At 55.4% G+C, this 20,106-nt stretch carries 15 protein-coding genes; all 15 read right to left on the bottom strand.

Translation table 11 applies throughout. The features are described from left to right. Positions 1-651: 651 nt before the first annotated feature. The 15 genes from QMP16_RS07715 to QMP16_RS07645 all read right to left on the bottom strand — a co-directional run bounded on the left by QMP16_RS07715 (position 652) and on the right by QMP16_RS07645 (position 20,096). Positions 652-1,377, bottom strand: coding sequence for an SDR family oxidoreductase (locus QMP16_RS07715; protein WP_282151883.1), 726 nt, complete (start codon positions 1,375-1,377; stop codon positions 652-654). Next, positions 1,358-2,197 (bottom strand): NAD-dependent epimerase/dehydratase family protein, encoded by an 840-nt coding sequence (locus QMP16_RS07710; protein WP_282151882.1) that lies wholly within the window; start codon positions 2,195-2,197, stop codon positions 1,358-1,360. The genes QMP16_RS07715 and QMP16_RS07710 overlap by 20 nt, the downstream gene beginning before the upstream one ends. After that, positions 2,194-3,405, bottom strand: coding sequence for a pyridoxal phosphate-dependent aminotransferase (locus QMP16_RS07705; RefSeq protein WP_282151881.1), 1,212 nt, complete (start codon positions 3,403-3,405; stop codon positions 2,194-2,196). Before QMP16_RS07705 ends, QMP16_RS07710 begins: the two co-directional genes overlap by 4 nt. Further along, a complete protein-coding gene (locus QMP16_RS07700; protein WP_282151880.1) occupies positions 3,402-4,175 on the bottom strand; it encodes an HpcH/HpaI aldolase family protein in 774 nt (257 codons plus the stop codon). Before QMP16_RS07700 ends, QMP16_RS07705 begins: the two co-directional genes overlap by 4 nt. Further along, positions 4,175-5,386: an NAD(P)/FAD-dependent oxidoreductase gene (locus QMP16_RS07695; RefSeq protein WP_282151879.1), complete on the bottom strand. Its 1,212-nt coding sequence runs from the start codon at positions 5,384-5,386 to the stop codon at positions 4,175-4,177. Before QMP16_RS07695 ends, QMP16_RS07700 begins: the two co-directional genes overlap by 1 nt. Then, the gene (locus QMP16_RS07690) at positions 5,383-7,092 is read right to left on the bottom strand and encodes a hydantoinase B/oxoprolinase family protein (RefSeq protein ID WP_282151878.1); all 1,710 of its coding nucleotides are present in this window, start codon (positions 7,090-7,092) and stop codon (positions 5,383-5,385) included. The genes QMP16_RS07695 and QMP16_RS07690 overlap by 4 nt, the downstream gene beginning before the upstream one ends. Continuing rightward, a complete protein-coding gene (locus tag QMP16_RS07685) occupies positions 7,089-9,176 on the bottom strand; it encodes a hydantoinase/oxoprolinase family protein (RefSeq protein WP_282151877.1) in 2,088 nt (695 codons plus the stop codon). Before QMP16_RS07685 ends, QMP16_RS07690 begins: the two co-directional genes overlap by 4 nt. 100 nt (positions 9,177-9,276) lie before the next feature. Continuing rightward, entirely contained in the window at positions 9,277-10,197 is a 921-nt protein-coding gene (locus QMP16_RS07680; RefSeq protein WP_282151876.1) for a LysR family transcriptional regulator, read from the bottom strand. Between the two features lie 375 nt (positions 10,198-10,572). Then, positions 10,573-11,988 carry an FAD-binding oxidoreductase gene (locus tag QMP16_RS07675; protein WP_282151875.1) on the bottom strand — a complete coding sequence of 472 codons (1,416 nt, stop codon included), beginning with the start codon at positions 11,986-11,988 and terminating at the stop codon, positions 10,573-10,575. 119 nt (positions 11,989-12,107) lie between these two features. Further along, a complete protein-coding gene (locus tag QMP16_RS07670; protein WP_058274660.1) occupies positions 12,108-12,365 on the bottom strand; it encodes a DUF4242 domain-containing protein in 258 nt (85 codons plus the stop codon). A gap of 27 nt (positions 12,366-12,392) precedes the next feature. After that, positions 12,393-15,992 (bottom strand): adenylate/guanylate cyclase domain-containing protein, encoded by a 3,600-nt coding sequence (locus tag QMP16_RS07665; RefSeq protein ID WP_282151874.1) that lies wholly within the window; start codon positions 15,990-15,992, stop codon positions 12,393-12,395. 371 nt (positions 15,993-16,363) lie between these two features. Beyond that, entirely contained in the window at positions 16,364-17,350 is a 987-nt protein-coding gene (locus tag QMP16_RS07660; RefSeq protein WP_282151873.1) for a zinc-dependent alcohol dehydrogenase family protein, read from the bottom strand. A gap of 41 nt (positions 17,351-17,391) precedes the next feature. Then, positions 17,392-18,237: an enoyl-CoA hydratase/isomerase family protein gene (locus QMP16_RS07655; RefSeq protein WP_282151872.1), complete on the bottom strand. Its 846-nt coding sequence runs from the start codon at positions 18,235-18,237 to the stop codon at positions 17,392-17,394. A gap of 92 nt (positions 18,238-18,329) precedes the next feature. Further along, a complete protein-coding gene (locus tag QMP16_RS07650) occupies positions 18,330-19,118 on the bottom strand; it encodes an SDR family NAD(P)-dependent oxidoreductase (protein WP_282151871.1) in 789 nt (262 codons plus the stop codon). Between the two features lie 12 nt (positions 19,119-19,130). After that, positions 19,131-20,096 (bottom strand): TIGR03571 family LLM class oxidoreductase, encoded by a 966-nt coding sequence (locus QMP16_RS07645; protein WP_282151870.1) that lies wholly within the window; start codon positions 20,094-20,096, stop codon positions 19,131-19,133. Between the last annotated feature and the right edge of the window lie 10 nt (positions 20,097-20,106).

The raw sequence follows: 20,106 nt of genomic DNA, 5'->3' as shown, positions 1-20,106 counted from the left end.
GTCACAGCGTGTGTCACAGTTTCCGAATGCTATGATACATTGGATTTTCCGGAGGCTCTGTCGCCCCTTATTTTCCTGGCTTTTTGCAAATTGAGCATAAGCGTGCACGAATCAGCATTTTCTTGCATAGGTTGTGAAAAAATATCACTTTAAAACAATATCTTAATGAGAATCGAGATTACTGAGACACCATAACCGTGCAACGCATGAAGCATAAGCATGCAAGCGTAAAATCAGAAAGCATAAGCGTGCAAGTGAAAACAAAGAACAACACCACTGGAAGTGCCAGAACATGCCGTAAATATTGAAACTATACTAGGACATCCCAGATTTGACGGGCTTTCGCGAGCATTGCATCTCGAAGACTTTTTCGAAGATTCCCCATTACTCCGAAAGCGGATGTTGAGATGGCTCCGGTCAACCTCTGCTTTTTGCGGGCAAGATACGTTTCGCCGTCGCGAAGTATCCCGACTGTATTATGTCAGTTATGCGGACAGACGCTCATCAATGACTCAGAGAACGGCAGGAGCGAGCCCGTTCTTACCGAATGCTGCGAAGTGCATCGATAGCAGCAAAGCCTACTATGCAGACATTCAAAGTTAACAAACGAGGGCCTAGCAGGTGTAGATCCTGTCCTCCAAGAACCCGACCTCAAACGGACCTTGTTATGCCGCCGTCAACACGGATGTTCTGACCAGTGATATACGCACTGCCTTCTGATGCAAGAAACGCCACAACGCTGGCGATCTCGCCAAGTGAATTGCCATACCGACCCATCGGGATCATGGAGCGGAACTCTTCTTTCTCTGGCAAGCTGTCTATAAAGCCCGGCAGGACGTTGTTCATCCGGATGTTTTCAGCCGCGTATTTGTCGGCGAAAAGCTTGGTAAAGGCGGGAAGGCCAGCGCGCATGACGCCAGAGGTCGGAAAGACCGGGTTTGGTTCAAACGCCGCAAAAGTCGAGATGTTGATGATCGCGCCACCGCCCTGTCCTTGCATGATCGGTGTGACCAGACGCGACGGGCGCACGGCGTTGTGGAAGTAGACCTCCATGCCTTCGTGCCAATCTTCGTCCGTCAACTCTAAAACCGGCGCGCGAGGTCCGTGACCCGCCGAGTTGACGAGCACGTCGATCCGGCCCCAATGGTCCATCGCTGCATCGACGAGTTTTTGGAGGTCTTTTTGAGACTTGTTCGTTCCGGTGACGCCAACGCCACCGAGCTCCTTCGCCAACGTCTCGCCCTTGCCGGACGACGACAAAATTCCGACCTTGAAATCATCCGCGGCCAAAGCTCGGGCAGAATCCGCGCCCATGCCAGAGCCGCCTGCCGTGATCAAAGCTACTTTGTCTATGAGTTCAGTCCTTCCCCGTGTCATCTGCGTTCAAGTTCAGGTGGGCCATGCCACTGTTGCCTAATTCAACGGCGGCAAATGGGCCTCCGTGGTGTGTATTTGCCGGTTCGTGAGGATCGAGCGGCCCCTCTTCAGCGTAGATTTCCGCCGCAAATTGCTCGGCATTGTCCTTGGGGCGGTAACCCAAGTGTTGTGCCTTGGCGTTGTCGACCGGTGCGCGGTCGTTGTTAGAAACACCATAAACGACGCTAAACCCTGTGATCGGCGTGGTGATGGCGCGTTCGACCATGTGAATCATGTCATCATAGCTCAGCCATGTTCCCACAGCGCGCGAATTGGTCGGCTGTGCGCAGGACAGGATGCGCATGCACACGGATTCCAGTCCGCGCTTATCCCAGTAGAGGCTTGCAAGGTCCTCGGCAAAACACTTGGCAAGCCCATAGAACGTGTCGGGCTTGTGCGGCGCGTCGACGCCAATGAAGTCCGTTTTCTTGTGCATGCCCACAGCGTGGATGGAGGAAGCATAGACAACACGCCGCAGCTTGTTGCGGTAGGCTGCTTCCCAGACAGTATAGGCACCATAAAAGTTCGGGCCCCAGAGTACCTCCATCGGGGCCTCATCCCCGACGGCACCGAAATGCACGACCATGTCGGCACCTTCTAACAACGCGACCATAGCATCGAGATCAGTGATATCGGCCTTCACATAGGTTTCGTTTGTACCAAGATTCGAAACGCTTTCAGCAATGTCGGAAGATACGAACTCTTCGCACATCTTCGACAAGGGCTCCCGTAGATAAGAACCAAGGCGACCAGCGGCGCCGGTGAGGACGATTTTCTTCATGGGTGTATTCCTTCAAGGTCGGCAACAGCAGCGGCGATGCGATCCATCGCCGTGTTCAAAACCTCTTCCGAGGCCGCGGTTGAGATGCGAAAGAACGGCGACAGGTCGTATGCGCTGCCCGGCACGGCGGCGACACGTGCCGCTTTCAAAAGATAGGCCGTGACGTCAGTGTCATCCGTGATGGTGTCGCCATCAGGGGTTTTTGCCCCGATGAGGTCGGCGCAGCCAATCAGGCCGTAGAATGCACCGCCCGGTGCCTCGAGCGTTAATCCCGGGATGTGCGCAACGCGCTCCACCACGAGGTCGCGGCGTCGTTCGAATGCAGCGCAGAAGCGGCGGACATCCTCTTGCGGTCCATTCAGTGCCGCGGCGGCCGCCTGCGCAATGGAGCAGGCTCCGGATGATATCTGACTTTGCACTTTCGTCATGGCCACGATCAAGTCTTTTGGCCCTGCGCCATAACCGATGCGCCAACCGGTCATGGCATAGGCTTTAGAGACGCCGTTGACCGTTAGCGTGCGGTTTTGGAGGTCCGGACAGACTGCTACGAAGGATCGGAAGACACGGTCGTCAAAGAGAATGTGTTCATAGATTTCATCAGACAGGATCAAAACGCGCTCATGATCAGCAAGCACAGCCCCAAGAGCTTTGATCTCGTCATCCGAATAAACTGCGCCCGAGGGGTTCGAAGGCTGGTTCAGCAGAATCCACCGTGTCTTGGGCGCAATCGCCTTGGACTGTTGCTCGGGCATCAGGCGGAACCCTGCCTCCTGTGGGCAAATCAGCGGCACGGGCACTCCGTCCAAGATCGTTACGATGTCCTTGTACTGCCCAAAATATGGCGCGCACAGCAATACCTCATCGCCCGGCTCCAAGGTTGCCATGAAGGCGTTGAAAAGCACCTGCTTGGCACCGTTTGAGACAATGACCTCGTCTAGGGCAAAATCCAGATCGTTCTCCCGCCTCAGCTTATCCACGACCGCTTGCCGCATGGTCAGTGTGCCATTGGTGGGCGGGTACTTCGTTTCGCCGCGAAGGGCGGCTTGATGTGCTGCCTCCTTGATGTGACCAGGCGTGTCGAAATCCGGCTCACCTAGCCCGAGGTCAATGACGTCCACGCCGCGCGCTTTGGCTTCTTTCGCCGCCTGGCTAACCGAAGCGGACGCTGACGGCTTGACCTGTGCTAAGCGAGACGCGGCAAAGCTCATGTCAGCGCGCCTTTGGTCTGTGCTAAAGCTGCATCTGCAGCCCGCGCCAAAAGCCCTGTATCTGTCGCGATGGCCACAAAGGTAAAGCCCTCGTTCAAGAGCTCTGCGGCAAAGTCAGGGTCTGTTACCAAAGTGCCAACCGGCATGCCCTTGGCGATCAGCTTTTGCGCGGCAGGTTTGATCAGCGCCCAGACCTCTGGGTCCAGAGGTTTGCCCAGCTGGCCAATGTCAGCAGCAATATCGGCAGGGCCGAAGAATATCCCACTGACACCGTCCACAGCACTGATGGCTTCTGCCTGTTCTACAGCGGCACGCGTTTCAAGCTGCAAGAGCACGGCGGTTTCTTCTTCAACGCGGGCAGTATAGTTGGAAATCCGGCCAAAGGCTGTTGCCCGAGTCGCCCCTGATACGCCGCGGATGCCACGTGGCGGGTAGCGCGTCGCGGAAACAGCCCTCTCGGCTTCCTCAACCGATTGGATCATCGGAAACAGCAGCCCCGGCGCGCCGAGGTCCAGCAAACGTTTGACCGCCACGGCGTCGTTCCATTCGACGCGAACCAAAGCCGTTGTTGAAGATGCGGCGAAGGCTTGAAGCTGACCAAGAACGCTGAAATAGTCGTTGGCGCTGTGCTCCATGTCGATGAGCGCCCAGTCATAGCCTGCGGTGCTGACGACCTCTGCCGCGAAGTTGCTGCACAGGCTGATCCAAACGCCGATTTGCTTATCCCCCGAGGCGAGGGCGCGCGTGAACACGTTGGAAGCGAGTTGCATCAGATCACGGCCTTCTCAATGATCGGACGCCCAGCCGGGATCCGCTCAAAGTTGAACGGGGTCATGTCGAGCGCGCGGTATTCACCGTAAGTCAGCCATTCCGCTGTGCCGCGCCCCATGGCAGGGGATTGCTGCAGCCCGTGGCCAGAGAAGCCATTGAGGAAGATAAAGTTCGACACCTCGGTGTGTGGCCCCATGATCGCGTTGTGGTCAAAGGTGTTCATCGCATAGTGCCCGCCCCATTCGGACTGTACTTTGATGGCCTCGAACTTGGGGATGCGAGTCGCGAGGATCGGCCAAACGTGGTTTTCCCACATGGAATTGTCCATGACGTAGTCGTCATAGTCGACGGCAGGGTCGTAGTCGGAATGGCCGCCGCATTGATACGTCCCGCCGCCATTTTCGCGCACATGCACACCCGACGGGTCGATTGTTAGCGGCAAGTCCTGATCAAGAGGCTGCTCTGCTTTGAAAATCCACGAGAAACGTTTGCGTGGTTCAACCGGCACCTCGATCCCTGCCATCCTCGCTGTGCGATCAGCGCGCGGACCGGACGCGTTCACGACTTGACCGCAAGAGATAACCTCGCCCGAGGCGAGTGTTATGCTTTCCACTTTGGTGCCCGAGGCATTGCGGGTCATGGCGACCACTTCGTTCTGGATCCACTCAACCCCGCGTTCGCGGCTTTGCCTGCGCCACCAGTCGTTGACCGCCGCCCCGTCCCAGTACCCTTCGTCCACAAGGTTGATCGACCCAAGCACGATGTCATCGACATTGTAGAACGGATAAGCCGCCTCGATCTCGTCTGGCGTCATCAACTGGGTTGCGGCACCGGCCGCCAGTTGCACTTGTTGGCTTTCACGCAGCACATCAGCGAAGCCTTCATTGTCCGCAAAATACATGTAGCCAAATGACCGAATGCCAAGTTCCGGCACGCGTTCGTCACCGCCCATATAGCTGCGAATGTTTTTGACGAAGTCAGCCGCAAACTGACTGATCCGAACGTTGAGCTCGGTCGAGAACTGCTGCCGCATGCAGGAATTCGTGTGGGTGGTGGAACACGCTTCAAAGGTCATGTCCCGCTCAACCACGAGGACCGAGCCATCGAAATCCTTGTTTTCGGACAAGAACCAAGCGGTGGAGGCACCCATGATGGCGCCGCCAATGATGACAATATCGTAGCTCTTTTGCGTTGGGCTTTGGTTGTTCATAGGTTCTCTCCCTTTGCCACGGCTGCTTGAACCGCTGCGATGTCGCCTTTCGACAAACCGTAGTCTTGTTGCGCTGTCTTGGGCGATATGTATCCGCGCGCCAGATCGCGTTTAACAAGGTCATTGGACCGCTCAGATGGATCGCCGTAGCCAGCTCCGCCTGGGAAAGCCATGATCACCCGTTCTCCATGCGGTACGAATTGTTTGCCTTTGACATGCATTACGGCACCGTCACTGCGTTCAATTGTTGTGTTCGCACCGTTATGACCGCCGCGTCGACCTCGTGCAGGATAGATCCCGCGGTCGAACATTGCCTGAATGTCAAACTCGTGGCCCTCTTGCGCGCCGACCTCCATATATTGCCCAAGACCACCGCGTGTCTTTCCCGCGCCGCCACTGTCAGAACGCAGCTCTTTGCGCCAGATAATGACGGGGCCTGCGTGTTCCGTGGCCTCAATGGGCATAGTCATAACTCCTGAAGGAAAGGCGGTTGCGTTCATCCCATCATGTTCAGGCCGCGCGCCGGAGCCGCCAGAGTTGAATGTCAGAACCTCTGATCGCCGCGAATCTGAGGTTGCGGGCGCATCGCTCCGGGGGCGTAGGCTGACTTGAAAGTTGCACAAGCACCCTGCGCCTTCAGCGGGCACGAGGCCCGGCACGATCTTGTCGAAGGCGTCATAGACCGCGTCCGGCACGAAATGCCCCACGATGTGGCGCAAGGCGACCGGTGCGGGGTGCAGCGCGTTGACGATGGAGTTTTCCGGCGCTGTGATTTCGAACGGGGCAAGCGAGGCAGCGTTGTTCGGGATCTCGGGCGCAATGGCGACTTTGAGCGCATAACAGGCATAGGCCTTGGTGTAGACCAGCGGGCAGTTGATGCCTTTTTTGTCGAGACCAGATGTACCGGTGAAATCGGTCACGATCCGGTCCCCTTCGACGCTGACTTTGACCTTCAGCGTGATCGGCACGTCGAACCCGTCCATCGTCATTTCGCCTATGGCTGAGGTTTGCGGCAAAGCTGCTATCGCATAGAGCGTCGCGCGACGGGAGTTTTCGAGGATGAAGTTTGCAATGCCGTCCAGATGGTGCAGATCAAACTCTTCCATCATGTCGATCAGGCGACGGTGGCCGATCTCGTTACAGGTAGCGAGCGCGTAGATGTCGCCGATCAACTGATCGGGCTCGCGGACATTGCCCCGGATGATCCGCACCAATGTCTCATCAACTTCACCTTTGTCCGCGAACTTCATGATCGGAATATAGAGACCTTCCTCATAGACGCTTTGCGCATCAGCGCCAAAGCCACGCCCGCCGATGTCTACAATATGCGCCGTGCAGGCGAAGAATCCGACAAGTGAACCCTTGTGGAACGACGGCGTGACCATCGTGATGTCATGCAGGTGTCCTGTGCCCTCCCACGGGTCATTGGTGATATAAACATCGCCCTCAATCATATTCTGCCGCCCGATCCGGCGAATGAAATGCGCAACCGCATCCGCCATAGCGTTCACATGGCCGGGTGTGCCGGTCACCGCTTGGGCGAGCATATTGCCATGGGTGTCATAGACCCCTGCGGAAAGGTCTCCAGCCTCGCGAACCGATGTCGAAAATGCCGTCCGAACGAGTGCCTGCGCCTGCTCCTCAACGACAGAGATTAGGCGGTTCCACATCACCTGATAGGAGACTTTGGAGTGGTCCTGGCTCATTGTGCTACTCCTTTCGTCACCACGTCGATACAACCGTCCGGTTGGCGAATGGCATCCCGGCTCGCAGGGACAATGATCGTCGTTTCCGCTTCGGTCACTGCGGCAGGGCCACTAGCCCTTTCGCCCGTTTCCATGGAATTTCGGTCAATGACCTGCGCATCGAGATACGAAGTGCTCGCCGCGTCAAAAAGCTGCCGTGTCCCGTTCAATGCCACGAGCGCGCTTCCACCGGTTTCGGAAATTCGGGACACCTCCTCAGGCGGCGTTGTGGCATTCACGGACCAGACGGTGATCTCGATATCCATCCCTGCGACCGGACGACCGAAAAGTTTCGTGTAGTCTTCTTCGAACCGCCCCTCAAACACGGCGGCATCCGGATTCATCGCCTGTTCTTCCGTCAGATCGATGGGGATTTCCCATCCCTGACCTGTGTAGCGCATATACACTTTGAACTCTGACAAGATAGGGCTGACCTCGTCGCAAGTACGCACGAACCCTGTCGCCTCGGCTTTGAGATCGGTGAGCAGGCTCTTGATCTTCTCACCATCAAAGTCGCTGAGCTTCATGTACACCGAGCGATTGGCTTCGAAGCTGAACGGCGCACGCAAAAAGCCGATAGCCGAGCCAACCCCAGCCCCGGGCGGCACCAATAGGCGCTCCACACCCAACTTCTCACAAAGACGACCCGCATGCAGCGGGGCTGCTCCGCCAAACGCGATCATCGTGTATTCGCTCAGGTCCTCACCATTCTCTACCGCATGCACGCGCGCGGCATTGGCCATGTTCTCATCAACAACTTCAGCCACGCCAAAGGCAGCCTCAACCGCGTCCATCTCCAGCGTGTCGCCCACATGAGCGGCAAGGGCCGTTTTGGAATTGTCGGGATGCAACTGGATCGAACCACCGGCAAAATTGTTTGGGTCCAGCTTGCCGAGCACCAGATCGGCGTCGGTCACTCCCGGACGCTGCCCGCCTCGTCCATAGCAAGCAGGCCCCGGCTCCGATCCGGCGCTTTCCGGGCCGACGCGGATCTGCCGCATGCCATCCACATGGGCCAATGATCCACCACCAGCCCCGATTTCTACCATGTCGATCACCGGAATCGAGATCGGCATACCCGACCCCTTCTTGAAGCGATAAGTTCGGGCCACCTCGAACACACGACTGGTTTTGGGGGTCTGGTTCTTGATCAGGCAAATCTTGGCCGTCGTACCGCCCATGTCGAAGGATAGGACTTTATCGAGGCCGTAGCGCGCCGCGATATGCGCCGCGAAAACTGCGCCCCCCGCAGGACCACTTTCCACTAGTCGGACCGGGAAATCGGCGGCATTCTGGATCGAGATGATCCCGCCTCCTGAATGCATCAGGAAGATTCGGCATCTCACACCCTCGCCGCTCAGGCGGTCTTCTAGCCGCCCAAGATACGAGGCCATCAAAGGCATGATATAGGCATTTGCGACAACGGTATTGAACCGCTCATATTCCCGCATTTGGGGCGATACTTCCGAAGAAATCGACACAGATACATCGGGTAGTTTTTCGGCCAGCACTTCGCGTACCAATTCCTCATGGACGGGGTTAAGGTACGAATGGATCAGCCCCACGGCGACACTTTCAAACCCCGCTCCCGCGATCCGGTCCACCACTGCCTCAACATCCGCGCGATCAAGATCGACGAGGATTTCACCCTTCGCGTTCACCCGACCCGGAACCGTGAACCGCATCTGTCGGGGTAGCAACGGGTCGGGTAAACTCAGGTTCAGGTCATATTGCTCAAACCGGCTTTCTGTCCGCATTTCGATCACATCGCGAAAGCCTTCGGTTGTAATCAGTGCGGTTTTTGCCCCACGCCGCTCAATCAGGGCATTGGTCGCAAGAGTCGTGCCGTGAATGATCTGTTCGATCTCGGATGGTTCAACACCTGCCTTTGCGCAAACCTGATGCATGCCGTCGATAATGGCGTTTTCCGGTGCAGCATAGGTCGTCAGGACTTTTGTGGAGTGCTGTTCACCGCCGTTTTCGAGGACGACATCCGTGAAGGTGCCGCCAATGTCGACACCCATGCGAATAGATTGGGCCTTCATTATGATCTCCACTGCACCACTTGAATTCAGGGCAGTAGGTCCTGCGAGAGAGCAGAAATCAAATCAATAGATTTTCTATACCTGATAAATTTGAGTTATCTTACTTGTCCGCTGGTCGAACGGATGCTGCAATCTCACAAGCCTTGGCAACGAAGCGCGGTGCACGATCCGCGTTGAAACGGGCAAAAAACGAAAGCGGTGGCGCAATCCAATCCGACTTGAGCGATTGCAAACGTCCGTCTTTCATCTCTTCCGAGACCAGCGACCGGGGCAGTAACGCAACCCCCAAGCCTTCATTGACCATTGGAAGACACGCGGACAGAGCGCTTGAGTGAATGATCTTGCCCGCGTCATAGACACCCGTCGCAGCCAGCTCGTGCAGCGCACGTGCCGCGCTCGTATGACGGGCATGGGTCAAGACGGCCTTGTCAAAGAAACGCGCGACCGATGCCCCGCCTGCTAGCTCGTTTGCAAGGTCTGTGTTGGCGACCCAAACATAAGGTTCCTCGGCCAACGCCTGTTCGCCGGTGGCTTGAAATGCAAAGGGACCGTTCTGCAGCGCCAGATCGATCCGTCCTTCGCGCAAGCGCTCCTCAATCTGAAGGGATAGATCGACCTCCAGCTCGACGCGCAGGTTTGGGTACTCCTGTCGCAATAGCCGCAGGAACGTTTGCAGCCATGTGCAAGCGACAAGTTCTGTGACACCAAGCCGAAGGCGTTCTTCGATCAACTCTTGCCGTCCCGCTGCTTCCAACAGGGCTTCTCCGGCGCGAAGTATGTCTCGTGTTAGAACGAGGAGCTCCCGACCCTTCTCGGTCAGGCGTACGGAACCTGCATCTCGATAAAGAAGCGCAACATCCAAAGCCATTTCCAGAGCAGAAATCCGGGATGAGATATTAGGCTGCGTTGTTCCGAGAGCAGTCGCGGCGGCTCGGAAGGAGCCAGTGTCCACGACAAAGGCAAAAGCTTCGAGTTGCTTTAAAGTGATCTGGCTTTTTATCATTACGGCCTGCAGGATCATTTTTCATGATCATGCATGACATTTCGCCGTAAGCAACTGGCATGAAATGCCACACCTGCCATATAGTGACTATCGTCGCGATGGGCCAACAGCAGACGTTAAGAATTACGAACGAGAGGTCGGCTTTGTCCGCAATGCGGTCTCTCGGGAAAATTTAGCAAACGACCGCATTGAGCCCAAAGCGGTCAAATGTTCAGCAAAGCCCTTGCCGCCGCAGCGGAACACGGCATTCGCCTGACAGTAGCAATGACAGTATCGGCATTTTTGACATGAAAAATATCGGGTGGTCTGAATGCACAACCAAATATTTGTTGTCAAATTTCAAGCATAAACTCTATGCGTCCATACAGATCAGTCTTTCTAAATCGGATGGCCCTACTCAGGCACTATGTTGTGATTGATCCTGAACAGATTTTTTGGATCATATTTGCCCTTTATTTTCGAAAGCTTCCCGCTGTTTAGGCCGTATGCACCAGCCATATGTTCCGCTTCGTCTTCGGGCATAAAGTTTACATACGCGCTACCGGTCGCATGAGGCCGCATCTGATCATAAAGTCCTTGCGCCCACGCAATACACTCACCATCCTTGTTTGGGTCTTCCCATCGTGTGTGAACATTCATTATGAAGTGTGCTGATCGTTGCGGATAAGCTGTTGAGTCTGGTTCAATGCGTGCCATTGCGCCACCTACATGCGCTATAAATACTTCGCAAGCAGGGTCGGGAAGGCTGGAAACCGCGTCGAGAAGTCCTGTGATTGCTTCCGAGGAAAGCGCGTCGAAATCATGGCTTTTCCAATAGTTCCGAGCGCCCGGTGTAAGCAAAGGGTCGAATGCTGCTTGCCAGTCTACAAACTTGTGAGGTGAGATAACGTCGGCTATAGGTTCTCCAAGCGCGCGCAAAGCCGACATTGCTATTTCACCCTCGTTCATAGGGCCGCTGTAGCAAGCCGCGAAGATTAGCACCTCTCTACCATGCCACTCTTCTGGTAGGAACGGGAGAGGAGGAGCTTTTCGCATCACGCTCCAGACGGTCAGCTCATCGGGTGAATCATCTGCAATGGCTGCGAATTCTGCAAGCAGCTCTGGCGCCTTTTCGATCGGGTGAACGATCAGGCCGGACAGAACATCGGGCCCAAGATCATGCAACTGGAACTCGAATGAGGTCACGACGCCGAAATTGCCGCCTCCACCGCGGATGGCCCAGAAAAGCTCCGGATGGCTTGTGGGCGAGGCGGTGACAATCGTCCCATCTGCCGTCACAACTTCTGCCGACAGAAGATTGTCGATCGTCATTCCGAATTTCCGCGTCGTCCACCCAAAGCCGCCACCAAGAGTCAGGCCAGCGATTCCAGTTGTCGAATTGATGCCGACAGGGACAGCAAGCCCATGAGCCTGAGTTTCGCGATCTACATCGCCAAGCAATGCACCCGGTGCAACCCTAGCAGTCTTGTTGACAGGGTCTACGTGTACCGATTGCATCTGGGACAGATCGAGTAATACCGTCTCGTCTGCAACAGCGTGACCTGCAATTTGATGCCCACCTGATCGGATTGACATTATGAGGCTGGCGTCTCTAACAAAGTTTACAGCTTTCTGTACGTCGCTCGCCCCCATCGCGCGGATCACGAACCCAGGGTGACGTTCGAACATGCTGTTCCATGTTGTTCTTGCGCCTTCATATTCCGGAGTGCCCTGTAAGTAGACGCCGCCGCGAAGCGAGGAATTAAGCGCATCCAAAGCGTCTTTACTCACAGTTGCCGTGATTCCGTCGAGTGTTTTTATGTCGTACATGCATAGGCCTCCCTGTTTTCAGGTCAGGCTTCTTGCGCGGCTGCCTCATGTAGTTGTGACTTCCGATGCGTTGTCCCGCAGATAAATCGCCTCGGATTAGGTTTTTGAACTGCGAATATTCAGGCGAAAATTCCGGGATCTATCTGATCCACGGGTGTAATGACATCGGCTGGGATGTTAAGGCGCTCGGCCGCCTTTCTAAGACTTTCCTCGTCGGGGGCCTCATACAGGCAGTATGTTTTGCGCTTGTCTGCGCTGAGGAACGAGAAAATCCACTCGACCCCGACTTCGTCATTGATCTCTTTGATGTGAATTTTGTCGTCGTCGCTGACGTTCAGCTGCTCGGCAAAATTTCTCTCAATTATGTACCTTGGCATAATGCTCCCCCAAGCATCTAAATGACTTTAAACAGCTACTCCCTCGAGCTTTGACCTAAGGAAAACCATACTCAATTGCTGTGAAATTGCCAACGCTTCCCCTTCTAGTTGAAACGCTAGTTCCAAATCATTCGTGCGACCCCGTTGCCTTAGCGCGGATGCATACGCGGCCTTGCTGTGCGCAATCCACGGTGGGCACTTCATGCGCGTGTCTATTTCGATGGCCTTATGGAACATCCTCTCAGCGGCGTCCCAGTTTTTCAGCACCGCTGCCAGATTGCCCAGACGTCTTGCAGCCGCCCCGGCGCAAACTGTTGTGGCCCCAGCGGTGATCGTTAGCTCTTCGTATGGGGTCAGCATTTCATAGAGGGTCTCAGCATGTCCCAGATGCTCGACTGCGACACAAATGTCAGCGAGATAAGACAAAGTAGTTGAAAACATAGCATCAAGGGGAAGATCGAAGCCATTCTCTGCCATTTCATTCAGTATGCGTTCAGCTGGTTCCTTGTATCCCAACTCGGCGGCAATAAGGCCAAATCCTGGTTTCCAGGAAATGTCTTCCGGGCTATCCGTCATCAGCTTCTTGATCACCGGTGCAACTTCGTGCAACCGTTTTTGTTCGCGGCGGATGGTAAACATCTGAACACCGAAGACGCCCTCAACATGTTCTCCATGTGTCTGTCGACCGATTTTCACCGCTTCGTTGGCATGCATCTCCGCCTGCTCAAAATTGCCATCCATAATTGCAACCATGGCGCGTGCGTGTTTCTGTACCCAGTAGAGTTGCAGATGGTTGTCCTTTTCCGAAATCTCCGTCAGCAATTCGAGTGAATGATCCATCAAGTCGCGGTCGGCCATTTCGGCCCCGACAAAAAGACTAAGTGTTCGGTCCCGGCCCTGATCAATACTCCCCAGGTTTTCGGCCGCTCGATGCATCGCATCAAGATTTTCACGCCAATGACGTACCTCTCTTCCTTTGCGTGCGACGAATGGTGCCCCAAAATGCATCATCATCACTGAGAATTGGGATTTATAGTCCCCCAGTTTCGCGGCCAGTTCCATTGATTGCTGACCAAAGCGTGCGCCTTCAGAAAACTGGCCGACAAACATATGTGCCCGTGCAAGTTGGCTCATCAATCTGCACTGCCGAACTTCGTCATCGTCGGGAAGGTCGTTTAGAGCTCTAACACAAAGCTCAATGGCCTCGCCGTGTCTCTTACTCGACATCATACACGAGTCCGCAAAATGGTTCGCAGCATCAGCGGCGAGCGCCACATCGTTTATTCCACGGGCGGCGTCCGAGGCCTCTTTCAAAGCCGCTATCCCCTCTGGCAACTGACCCAGGCTGTCATGGCTGCGACCAATCAGGATTTTGGCTTTGATCGTTTCGACGCCGTTGTCAGATCCAAGATTTTCAGCCGCTTTGAGTGTTTCCCTAGCGTTGACCATCGCCTCTTGGCTGGCGGATCGCGCCAATGCCATTTCGGTTGCCGTCTGCCATTTGTCGAACGCAGCACGCCATTCTTCGGCCTCTGAAAGATGGCGGGCAACCAACTCGGGCCGGCGTTCAATCTCTGCTGACCGCAACTGCATCAAAGCACGGGCCACGTTTGCGTGTTGTTGCCTGCGGGTTGAGCCCAACATGGATTGATAGGCGGTATCCCGAATAAGGGCATGACGGAAAACGAAATACCCTCGATTGTGCCCGCTTTCAAAGATCAAACCCGTTCGAGAAAGCTCTTCTATACGAGATTGAATTTCCGCACTGGCAAGACCTATTGCGGAAGCCAGCAAGCTAGGCTCGAACTCCCGTCCAATGACGGCTCCTGTTAACGCTACTTGTTTGGCCTCTGGTGAGACTGCGTCAAGACGTGCCATCAGCGTGCCTTTCAAAGACGAAGGTATGTGGACCTGCCCGTGCTCACCCGCCTCAACAATCGCCCGGGCCAACTCCTCGACGAACAATGGCACGCCGTCCGTCTTTTCAATGATTGTGGCGATTAGCGCATCGTCCGGTGCTTTTCCGGTAACATTGAGAACTAGGTTCGAGACATGGGTCGTATCAAACCGACGCAGCTGGAGCGTATGTACGTGCGCTTCGCCGTCATCATGGGCAAGTTCCCAGCCGGGCCTGTGGGTGATCAAAATCATCAAAGGCAGATCTGCGCAAATTGCTTTGAAGCGATCCAAAAGAGCTTGGGTGGAAGGATCAATCCAATGCGCGTCCTCAACACAAAGAATAACAGGACGCGTGCTTGCGCGTACCTGAACCGTGTGGATTAACGTCTGAATCGTGAGGTCACGTTGCTCCTGCGGTGACATATCGAGAACGCTTCGGGCAAGAGCACTGTGAGGCGCAACCAGCGCGGCAAAGACGGGCAGAACCTTTTCCCATTCCAAGCCCTCCCGGCTTTCCAACATTTTTTTGACAAGATCGAGAATTTGATCGTCATCAAAATCTGTCCCCACACCAGCATCCTGAGAAATCCTCTGGGCGACGGGGTGGAACGGGCTACTGGAAAGGTAAGGAGAGCAGTTCAGCCTGATAATATCAGCTTCGCTAGCCGCTACGGCATTAGCGAGAAACTCTTCCGCCAATCGCGATTTACCGATTCCAGCTTCACCGGCAAGCAGAACAACCTCTCCCTGACTGTTCTGCGCACGCAGCCATGATTGTAAAAGGATACCTTTTTCGTAGTCGCGACCAATCATGACGCTGCCACTTTCGTCCCTATAAGACGCTCGAAACCGGCTTTCCGCGCTGTGTTCTGATACGACAGTCAAAAGGGTCCGTGGTTCTTTGAAACCTTTCAGCTCGGTTTGTCCAAGAGACGTAAACTCAAATAGCCGATGCAAAGTTTCTTCGGTCTCCTCAGCAGATAAAACAACTGAGTTCGGTTCTGCGTGTTCCTGAAGCCGCGCTGCCAGATTGACAATTGGCCCCGTCATGGCCCCTTCTTCGTAGGTGTTTTCACCGATCGTATCGCCAACTACCACGTCGCCACTCGCGATACCTAACCTGGCTGACAAACGCTCACCGTCAGGTGTTTTAAGCTCTCTGACCCGCCGAACGGCCTCAAGACCAGCCTTTACAGCCCGAACTGCATGATCTTCATATGCCGTCGGCCAGCCAAAAAACACCAGGAGACCGTCGCCCAAATACTTCGAGACGTAGCCGCCATACCTGCTAACTGCACCTGCAACCGCATCCTGGTAGCTCTGCAGCAGTTCGCGCATGTCTTCGGGATCAAACCGGTTAGTCAACTCAGTCGAGGCGACGAGATCAGCAAACAAAACTGTTAAGTGACGCCTCTCTGCGAGCGCTAATGAAGCAGGCTTCCTTGCGGATAAGGTCACGCCTTGCGATTCATCCGAAATGGGGACCCGGCCGACTTCGCCTGCATCCGCGTCTACGGCTTGTGGCGGTTGAGACCAGTGCTTTTGGCCAGTCAATTCCTGAACCGCTGCCAGGATGATTTTTCGGTGGCCCAGACTAACCCCAAGCTCTTTAAGGTCGTCGTTTGACAGCAATGGTAGTACACGCGCGTCGATATCATGCCGTGCAAAAGCGTCTGAGTATTGTCCCAGTTCGAGATCGTCCAGCCATTTGTCGATTTCAATCGCCATAACGGGATCATGCTGAGATACGAGGCGCTAATCAAGAAAACGCTGTAAACACGGGCTGTTTTTTGGCGGCCAAACGTCTGTATTGCCTTTGACAGAAATGACACCTGCTGATCCAACTCTTTTCAGAATGCAGTGGTTTATTGCAGGTAGATCTCCCTTAGCGTGCATTTGCTGCGCTGCCGCGAAAGGCAACTTTGTCCGCAGAGTGGTCGTTCGGATGTACTGCAGCGAAGGTCCGCATCGAGCCCAAAGTAACCTATGCTGGAGTTTGCACTGAAGTCAGCTAAGCACTGAAAGGCGACATCAATTGCAGCTCAAACTGAGTTGGTGCGCAAGGTCATCTTACGCGCACCAACCCCAACCGGATCAGATCATAGTTCCACAACGACTTTTCCGACGGCACCTCCATGCGTTAGATGCGCATAGGCGGCATCGACATTGCCCCACCCAAACTTCTGTTCGTCGACAATTGGCTTGAGCCTGCCAGAATCCACCAGATCCGCCAACGACCGCAAGATGTCTCCATGGGTTTGCCGCCCGACATCGTGCATCATTGGGATCAGCATGAAAACGACGTGCAGAGACAGACCTTTGAAATGCGCAGGCGTCAAATCAATCTCGACCATCGCGACCGTTGAGGCAATTTGACCATTAAGTTTGGCCGCGGCGAATGAGTTTGTCATATTTGGCCCACCAACGCTGTCAAACACCACATCGAAGCCTACGCCATCAGTATGCTCGGCAACAAAGTCCTCGACTGTTTGCGTTGTAAAATCTAGGGGACGCGCACCAAGACCCTCGATCAAGGACAACTGATCTGCGCCGCGGCCTGTCGCGGACACGTTTGCGCCAAGATGACGGGCGATTTGAACCGCGACATGACCAACGCCACCTGCGCCGCCCTGAACCAGAACAGTCTGCCCTTCGCCAACACCGGCGCGGGTTAAACCTTCGTAGGCCGTGATGCCAACGAGAGGTAGAGCGGCGGCTTCCCGCATGCCCAGAGTCTTGGGCTTATGTGCAATCAGGCGGGCATCTGCATTGATGTACTGTGCCAGAGAGCCCGGAAGGTCCACCAAACCACCGGCGCAGCCGAACACCTCATCGCCTATGGCAAAACCTGTCACGCCTTCGCCAATCGCGATGACCGTGCCAGCAAAGTCCATACCAAGCACAGCCGGCAATTTGGGGGACAGGGGCAGGTCCGCGCCCATGCTGTGGATCATTGTATCGACGGTATTGACGCTAGTCGCGGCCACTTTGACGACCACATGCCCAGGTATCGCGACCGGGTCGGGCACTTCAGCAAGCTCGAACGGTGCATCGGGTCCGTAGGTATTTAAAACCATTGCTTTCATTGGGGTATTCCTTTTCTTCCGTGATGGTTTGGTTCGGGGGATCAGTTGATGTCCTGCACCTGCATCACCAGATCGCCCCACTTGCGCTGGTTTTCGATGTCGTGTTCCAGGCCTTGTTCATCCGCGATGGTGAATCGTTTGACCGCCGGAGTTTTGCTGGTGGCCTGATAGAGCCAATAGGCTTCGGCCTTCAGCGCCGCATCAATTGGTTTGTCGATGGATTCGTAGACCATCTGCTTGCAGGCATTGATCGACTCTGCCGGGAATTTTGCGATCCGTTCGGCCAGAGCGGTCACGTAGGGACCAATTTCATCCGGCTCCAACGCCTTGTTGATGGTGCCCAAACGCTCGGCATCATCCGCGTCGTAGTCTTGCGCGCTCAGGATGATCTCGAGCGCTTTGCCAAGACCGGTTTGACGCGCCATGCGCGAGGCACCGCCGCCACAGGGCAAGATGCCCATGCCAACCTCCATCTGCATGAACTTGTACTTGCCCCGCGCCGCAAAGCGCATATCCAGCGCCAACGCCAATTCGTGACCGCCGCCGCGTGCAAACCCTTCCAGCTTTGCGATGGTGGCCTGTGGAACCTTGCTGATCCGCTCGCAGACCGCCTGCAGATCCAAAAGCTGCGCATCCTCGCGGGATACTGCCTCAGTCGACATGTCCTTGAGCAGGTCGGTGTCGTAGTGGCAGACCCAGATTTCCGGATTGGCAGATTGAAAGATTACGACCTTGGTGTCGCGATCACGCTCCAGCCGCATGGCCAGACTGTTGAGATCTGCCAGCATTTCCTGGCCCTGCACATTCACGGAGCCAAAGTTGAATGTCACTGTAGCGATACCGTTCTCAACGGCTACGTCAAAGGTTTGAAAGTTCTCGTATTTCATCAGGCAGTCCTTTCTTGGGCCTCGACGCGGCATGCGCGAGGGTCAGGGGAGAGTTAATGGTGGAAGTACGAGGCGCTTTCGCGCCGCGTTGGTCAGGCAGTCTGGCTGATCAAGCCTCTAATTGTGTTCATGACGTCTGCAACGTGACCTTTGTCCAGCGCCGCAGCATGCGGATTTGCGAAGGCTCCACTATCATTGTCGAAATATGCACCCGACGCACCAGCGAACTGCTCACCCAACGCCGCATCAACAAGAACATCAGCACCTATGCTCATGTCGTTCCCGGCAACGCCGAAGCCCTCTTTCACCATTTTTGAGGCCAATAGTGATCCGGGATTTACAGCAACCAATACCGGTGCCTCGGTTTGCGATCTCGCCCATTCACGGGTCCAGATGGTGATGGCCAGCTTGCTTTGAGCATAGGCTTCCATATCCGCAAGCGGAACATTGCCCTGCATGGCCCGGATGTTCACCGGGGCCTGCGCCGCCGATGACAAGTTCACGACACGCCCGTCAGCAGGAATGATAGGCAGCAGCAACTCGGTCAGCAAATACGGAGCGAGCGTGTTGACGACAAAGCGGATGTCCAGTCCGTTCTCAAGCACAGTTTGCGGGGCTTTCAGCACACCTGCGTTGTTGATCAATACATCCAACCTGTCATGTTCGGCCCGTATGCTTTCGGCCAGTTTTCGAACCGCGGACAGATCGCTCAGATCAGCGGCATAGGTTTCGACATCGCCTCCGACAGCGGCAGCTGCGCTCTCCAATTTGGGTACACTGCGACCATGCAAAAGCACTTTGTGCCCATCGGCGGCCAGCTTCTTTGCTGTGAGCAAGCCAATGCCGTCGGTCGAGCCTGTGATGAGAATAGTTTTGGTCATCGGTCTGATCCTTTAGGAAAAGTCAGACAGCAAAGTGTCTGCCAGGTGTTCGAGGGTTGAAACGATAGATGCTTGATTGAACCGAAGGTTCAGGGCGACGTGATTGACCCCGAGCGTTTCAACCTCGCGCAGATAGCTGCGAAGGAAATCGGTGCCAGACTGAAACCCAAGATGGATCGGACGCGGAGGCGCAGCGGGGTCGGCAACGACATCGACATAGAGCGATTGCATAACAGGCTTATCCGGTTCGCCCGCTGCTTTCACGCGTCGCCGGTAGTCTGCGATGACTTGGCCCTGAGCCACCGCGTTGCGAGGATAGGTCATCCAACCGTCCCCGTTCTGCGCTACCCAATCGGGTGATTGCTGGCTACCACCGGTGATGAGCATCGGCAGTCGTGTGCCATGCGGCTTTGGCAATAGGTCAATACCGCCAGACAGCGTGCCCTGAGCGCTATCATACTTGGGATAGGCCGTTCCAACCGCGCGAATGTAGTCAATGCTGTCGCGGAAACGTGCCCCTCGGTCGTCAAAGCTGTGGTTCATCGCCGGGTACTCCTCGGGGCGGTCACCTGAAGCAACGCCCAACAGTAACCGACCACTCGAGAGCATATCTGCGGTCGCCGCTGCTTTGGCCACATGCGCAGGGTGACGCAATGGCAGGATGACACTCGACGTTCCAAGCGCAATCCGGTCTGTCACTGTTGCCAGAGCCCCCAGATAGACAAATGGATCGTAAACTTGTCCGGGATCACCAAAGCTTGGAACATTGAAAGGTACGTCGCGCAGCCAAAGTGCTGCAAACCCAAGTTCCTCGGCTTTCTGAGCCGCTTTCAGGTGTCCCCGTAGCGTCGGCTCTGCGTCGACGGCATAGGCTTCGAGAGGCAACACAAGGCCAACGCTCAGTCGTCCGGGACGGAACACCCGGTTGTAGGCCACGTTGATCTGGGCAAACTCAGTAGGCTGCACTTTATCCAACATCTCTGGGTTC

Source organism: Ruegeria atlantica, assembly GCF_947495585.1.
In the GTDB taxonomy this organism is placed as follows: domain Bacteria; phylum Pseudomonadota; class Alphaproteobacteria; order Rhodobacterales; family Rhodobacteraceae; genus Ruegeria; species Ruegeria atlantica_G.
Note: the sequence above shows the minus strand (reverse complement) of the source record. Positions and strands in the feature narration are given on the sequence as shown.

Bases quoted from the DNA above. Each gene is read 5' to 3' on its own strand.
- QMP16_RS07715 (WP_282151883.1), bottom strand. From the start codon at position 1,377: ATGACACGGGGAAGGACTGAACTCATAGACAAAGTAGCTTTGATCACG.
- QMP16_RS07710 (WP_282151882.1), bottom strand. From the start codon at position 2,197: ATGAAGAAAATCGTCCTCACCGGCGCCGCTGGTCGCCTTGGTTCTTAT.
- QMP16_RS07705 (WP_282151881.1), bottom strand. From the start codon at position 3,405: ATGAGCTTTGCCGCGTCTCGCTTAGCACAGGTCAAGCCGTCAGCGTCC.
- QMP16_RS07700 (WP_282151880.1), bottom strand. From the start codon at position 4,175: ATGCAACTCGCTTCCAACGTGTTCACGCGCGCCCTCGCCTCGGGGGAT.
- QMP16_RS07695 (WP_282151879.1), bottom strand. From the start codon at position 5,386: ATGAACAACCAAAGCCCAACGCAAAAGAGCTACGATATTGTCATCATT.
- QMP16_RS07690 (WP_282151878.1), bottom strand. From the start codon at position 7,092: ATGAGCCAGGACCACTCCAAAGTCTCCTATCAGGTGATGTGGAACCGC.
- QMP16_RS07685 (WP_282151877.1), bottom strand. From the start codon at position 9,176: ATGAAGGCCCAATCTATTCGCATGGGTGTCGACATTGGCGGCACCTTC.
- QMP16_RS07680 (WP_282151876.1), bottom strand. From the start codon at position 10,197: ATGATCCTGCAGGCCGTAATGATAAAAAGCCAGATCACTTTAAAGCAA.
- QMP16_RS07675 (WP_282151875.1), bottom strand. From the start codon at position 11,988: ATGTACGACATAAAAACACTCGACGGAATCACGGCAACTGTGAGTAAA.
- QMP16_RS07670 (WP_058274660.1), bottom strand. From the start codon at position 12,365: ATGCCAAGGTACATAATTGAGAGAAATTTTGCCGAGCAGCTGAACGTC.
- QMP16_RS07665 (WP_282151874.1), bottom strand. From the start codon at position 15,992: ATGGCGATTGAAATCGACAAATGGCTGGACGATCTCGAACTGGGACAA.
- QMP16_RS07660 (WP_282151873.1), bottom strand. From the start codon at position 17,350: ATGAAAGCAATGGTTTTAAATACCTACGGACCCGATGCACCGTTCGAG.
- QMP16_RS07655 (WP_282151872.1), bottom strand. From the start codon at position 18,237: ATGAAATACGAGAACTTTCAAACCTTTGACGTAGCCGTTGAGAACGGT.
- QMP16_RS07650 (WP_282151871.1), bottom strand. From the start codon at position 19,118: ATGACCAAAACTATTCTCATCACAGGCTCGACCGACGGCATTGGCTTG.
- QMP16_RS07645 (WP_282151870.1), bottom strand. From the start codon at position 20,096: ATGTTGGATAAAGTGCAGCCTACTGAGTTTGCCCAGATCAACGTGGCC.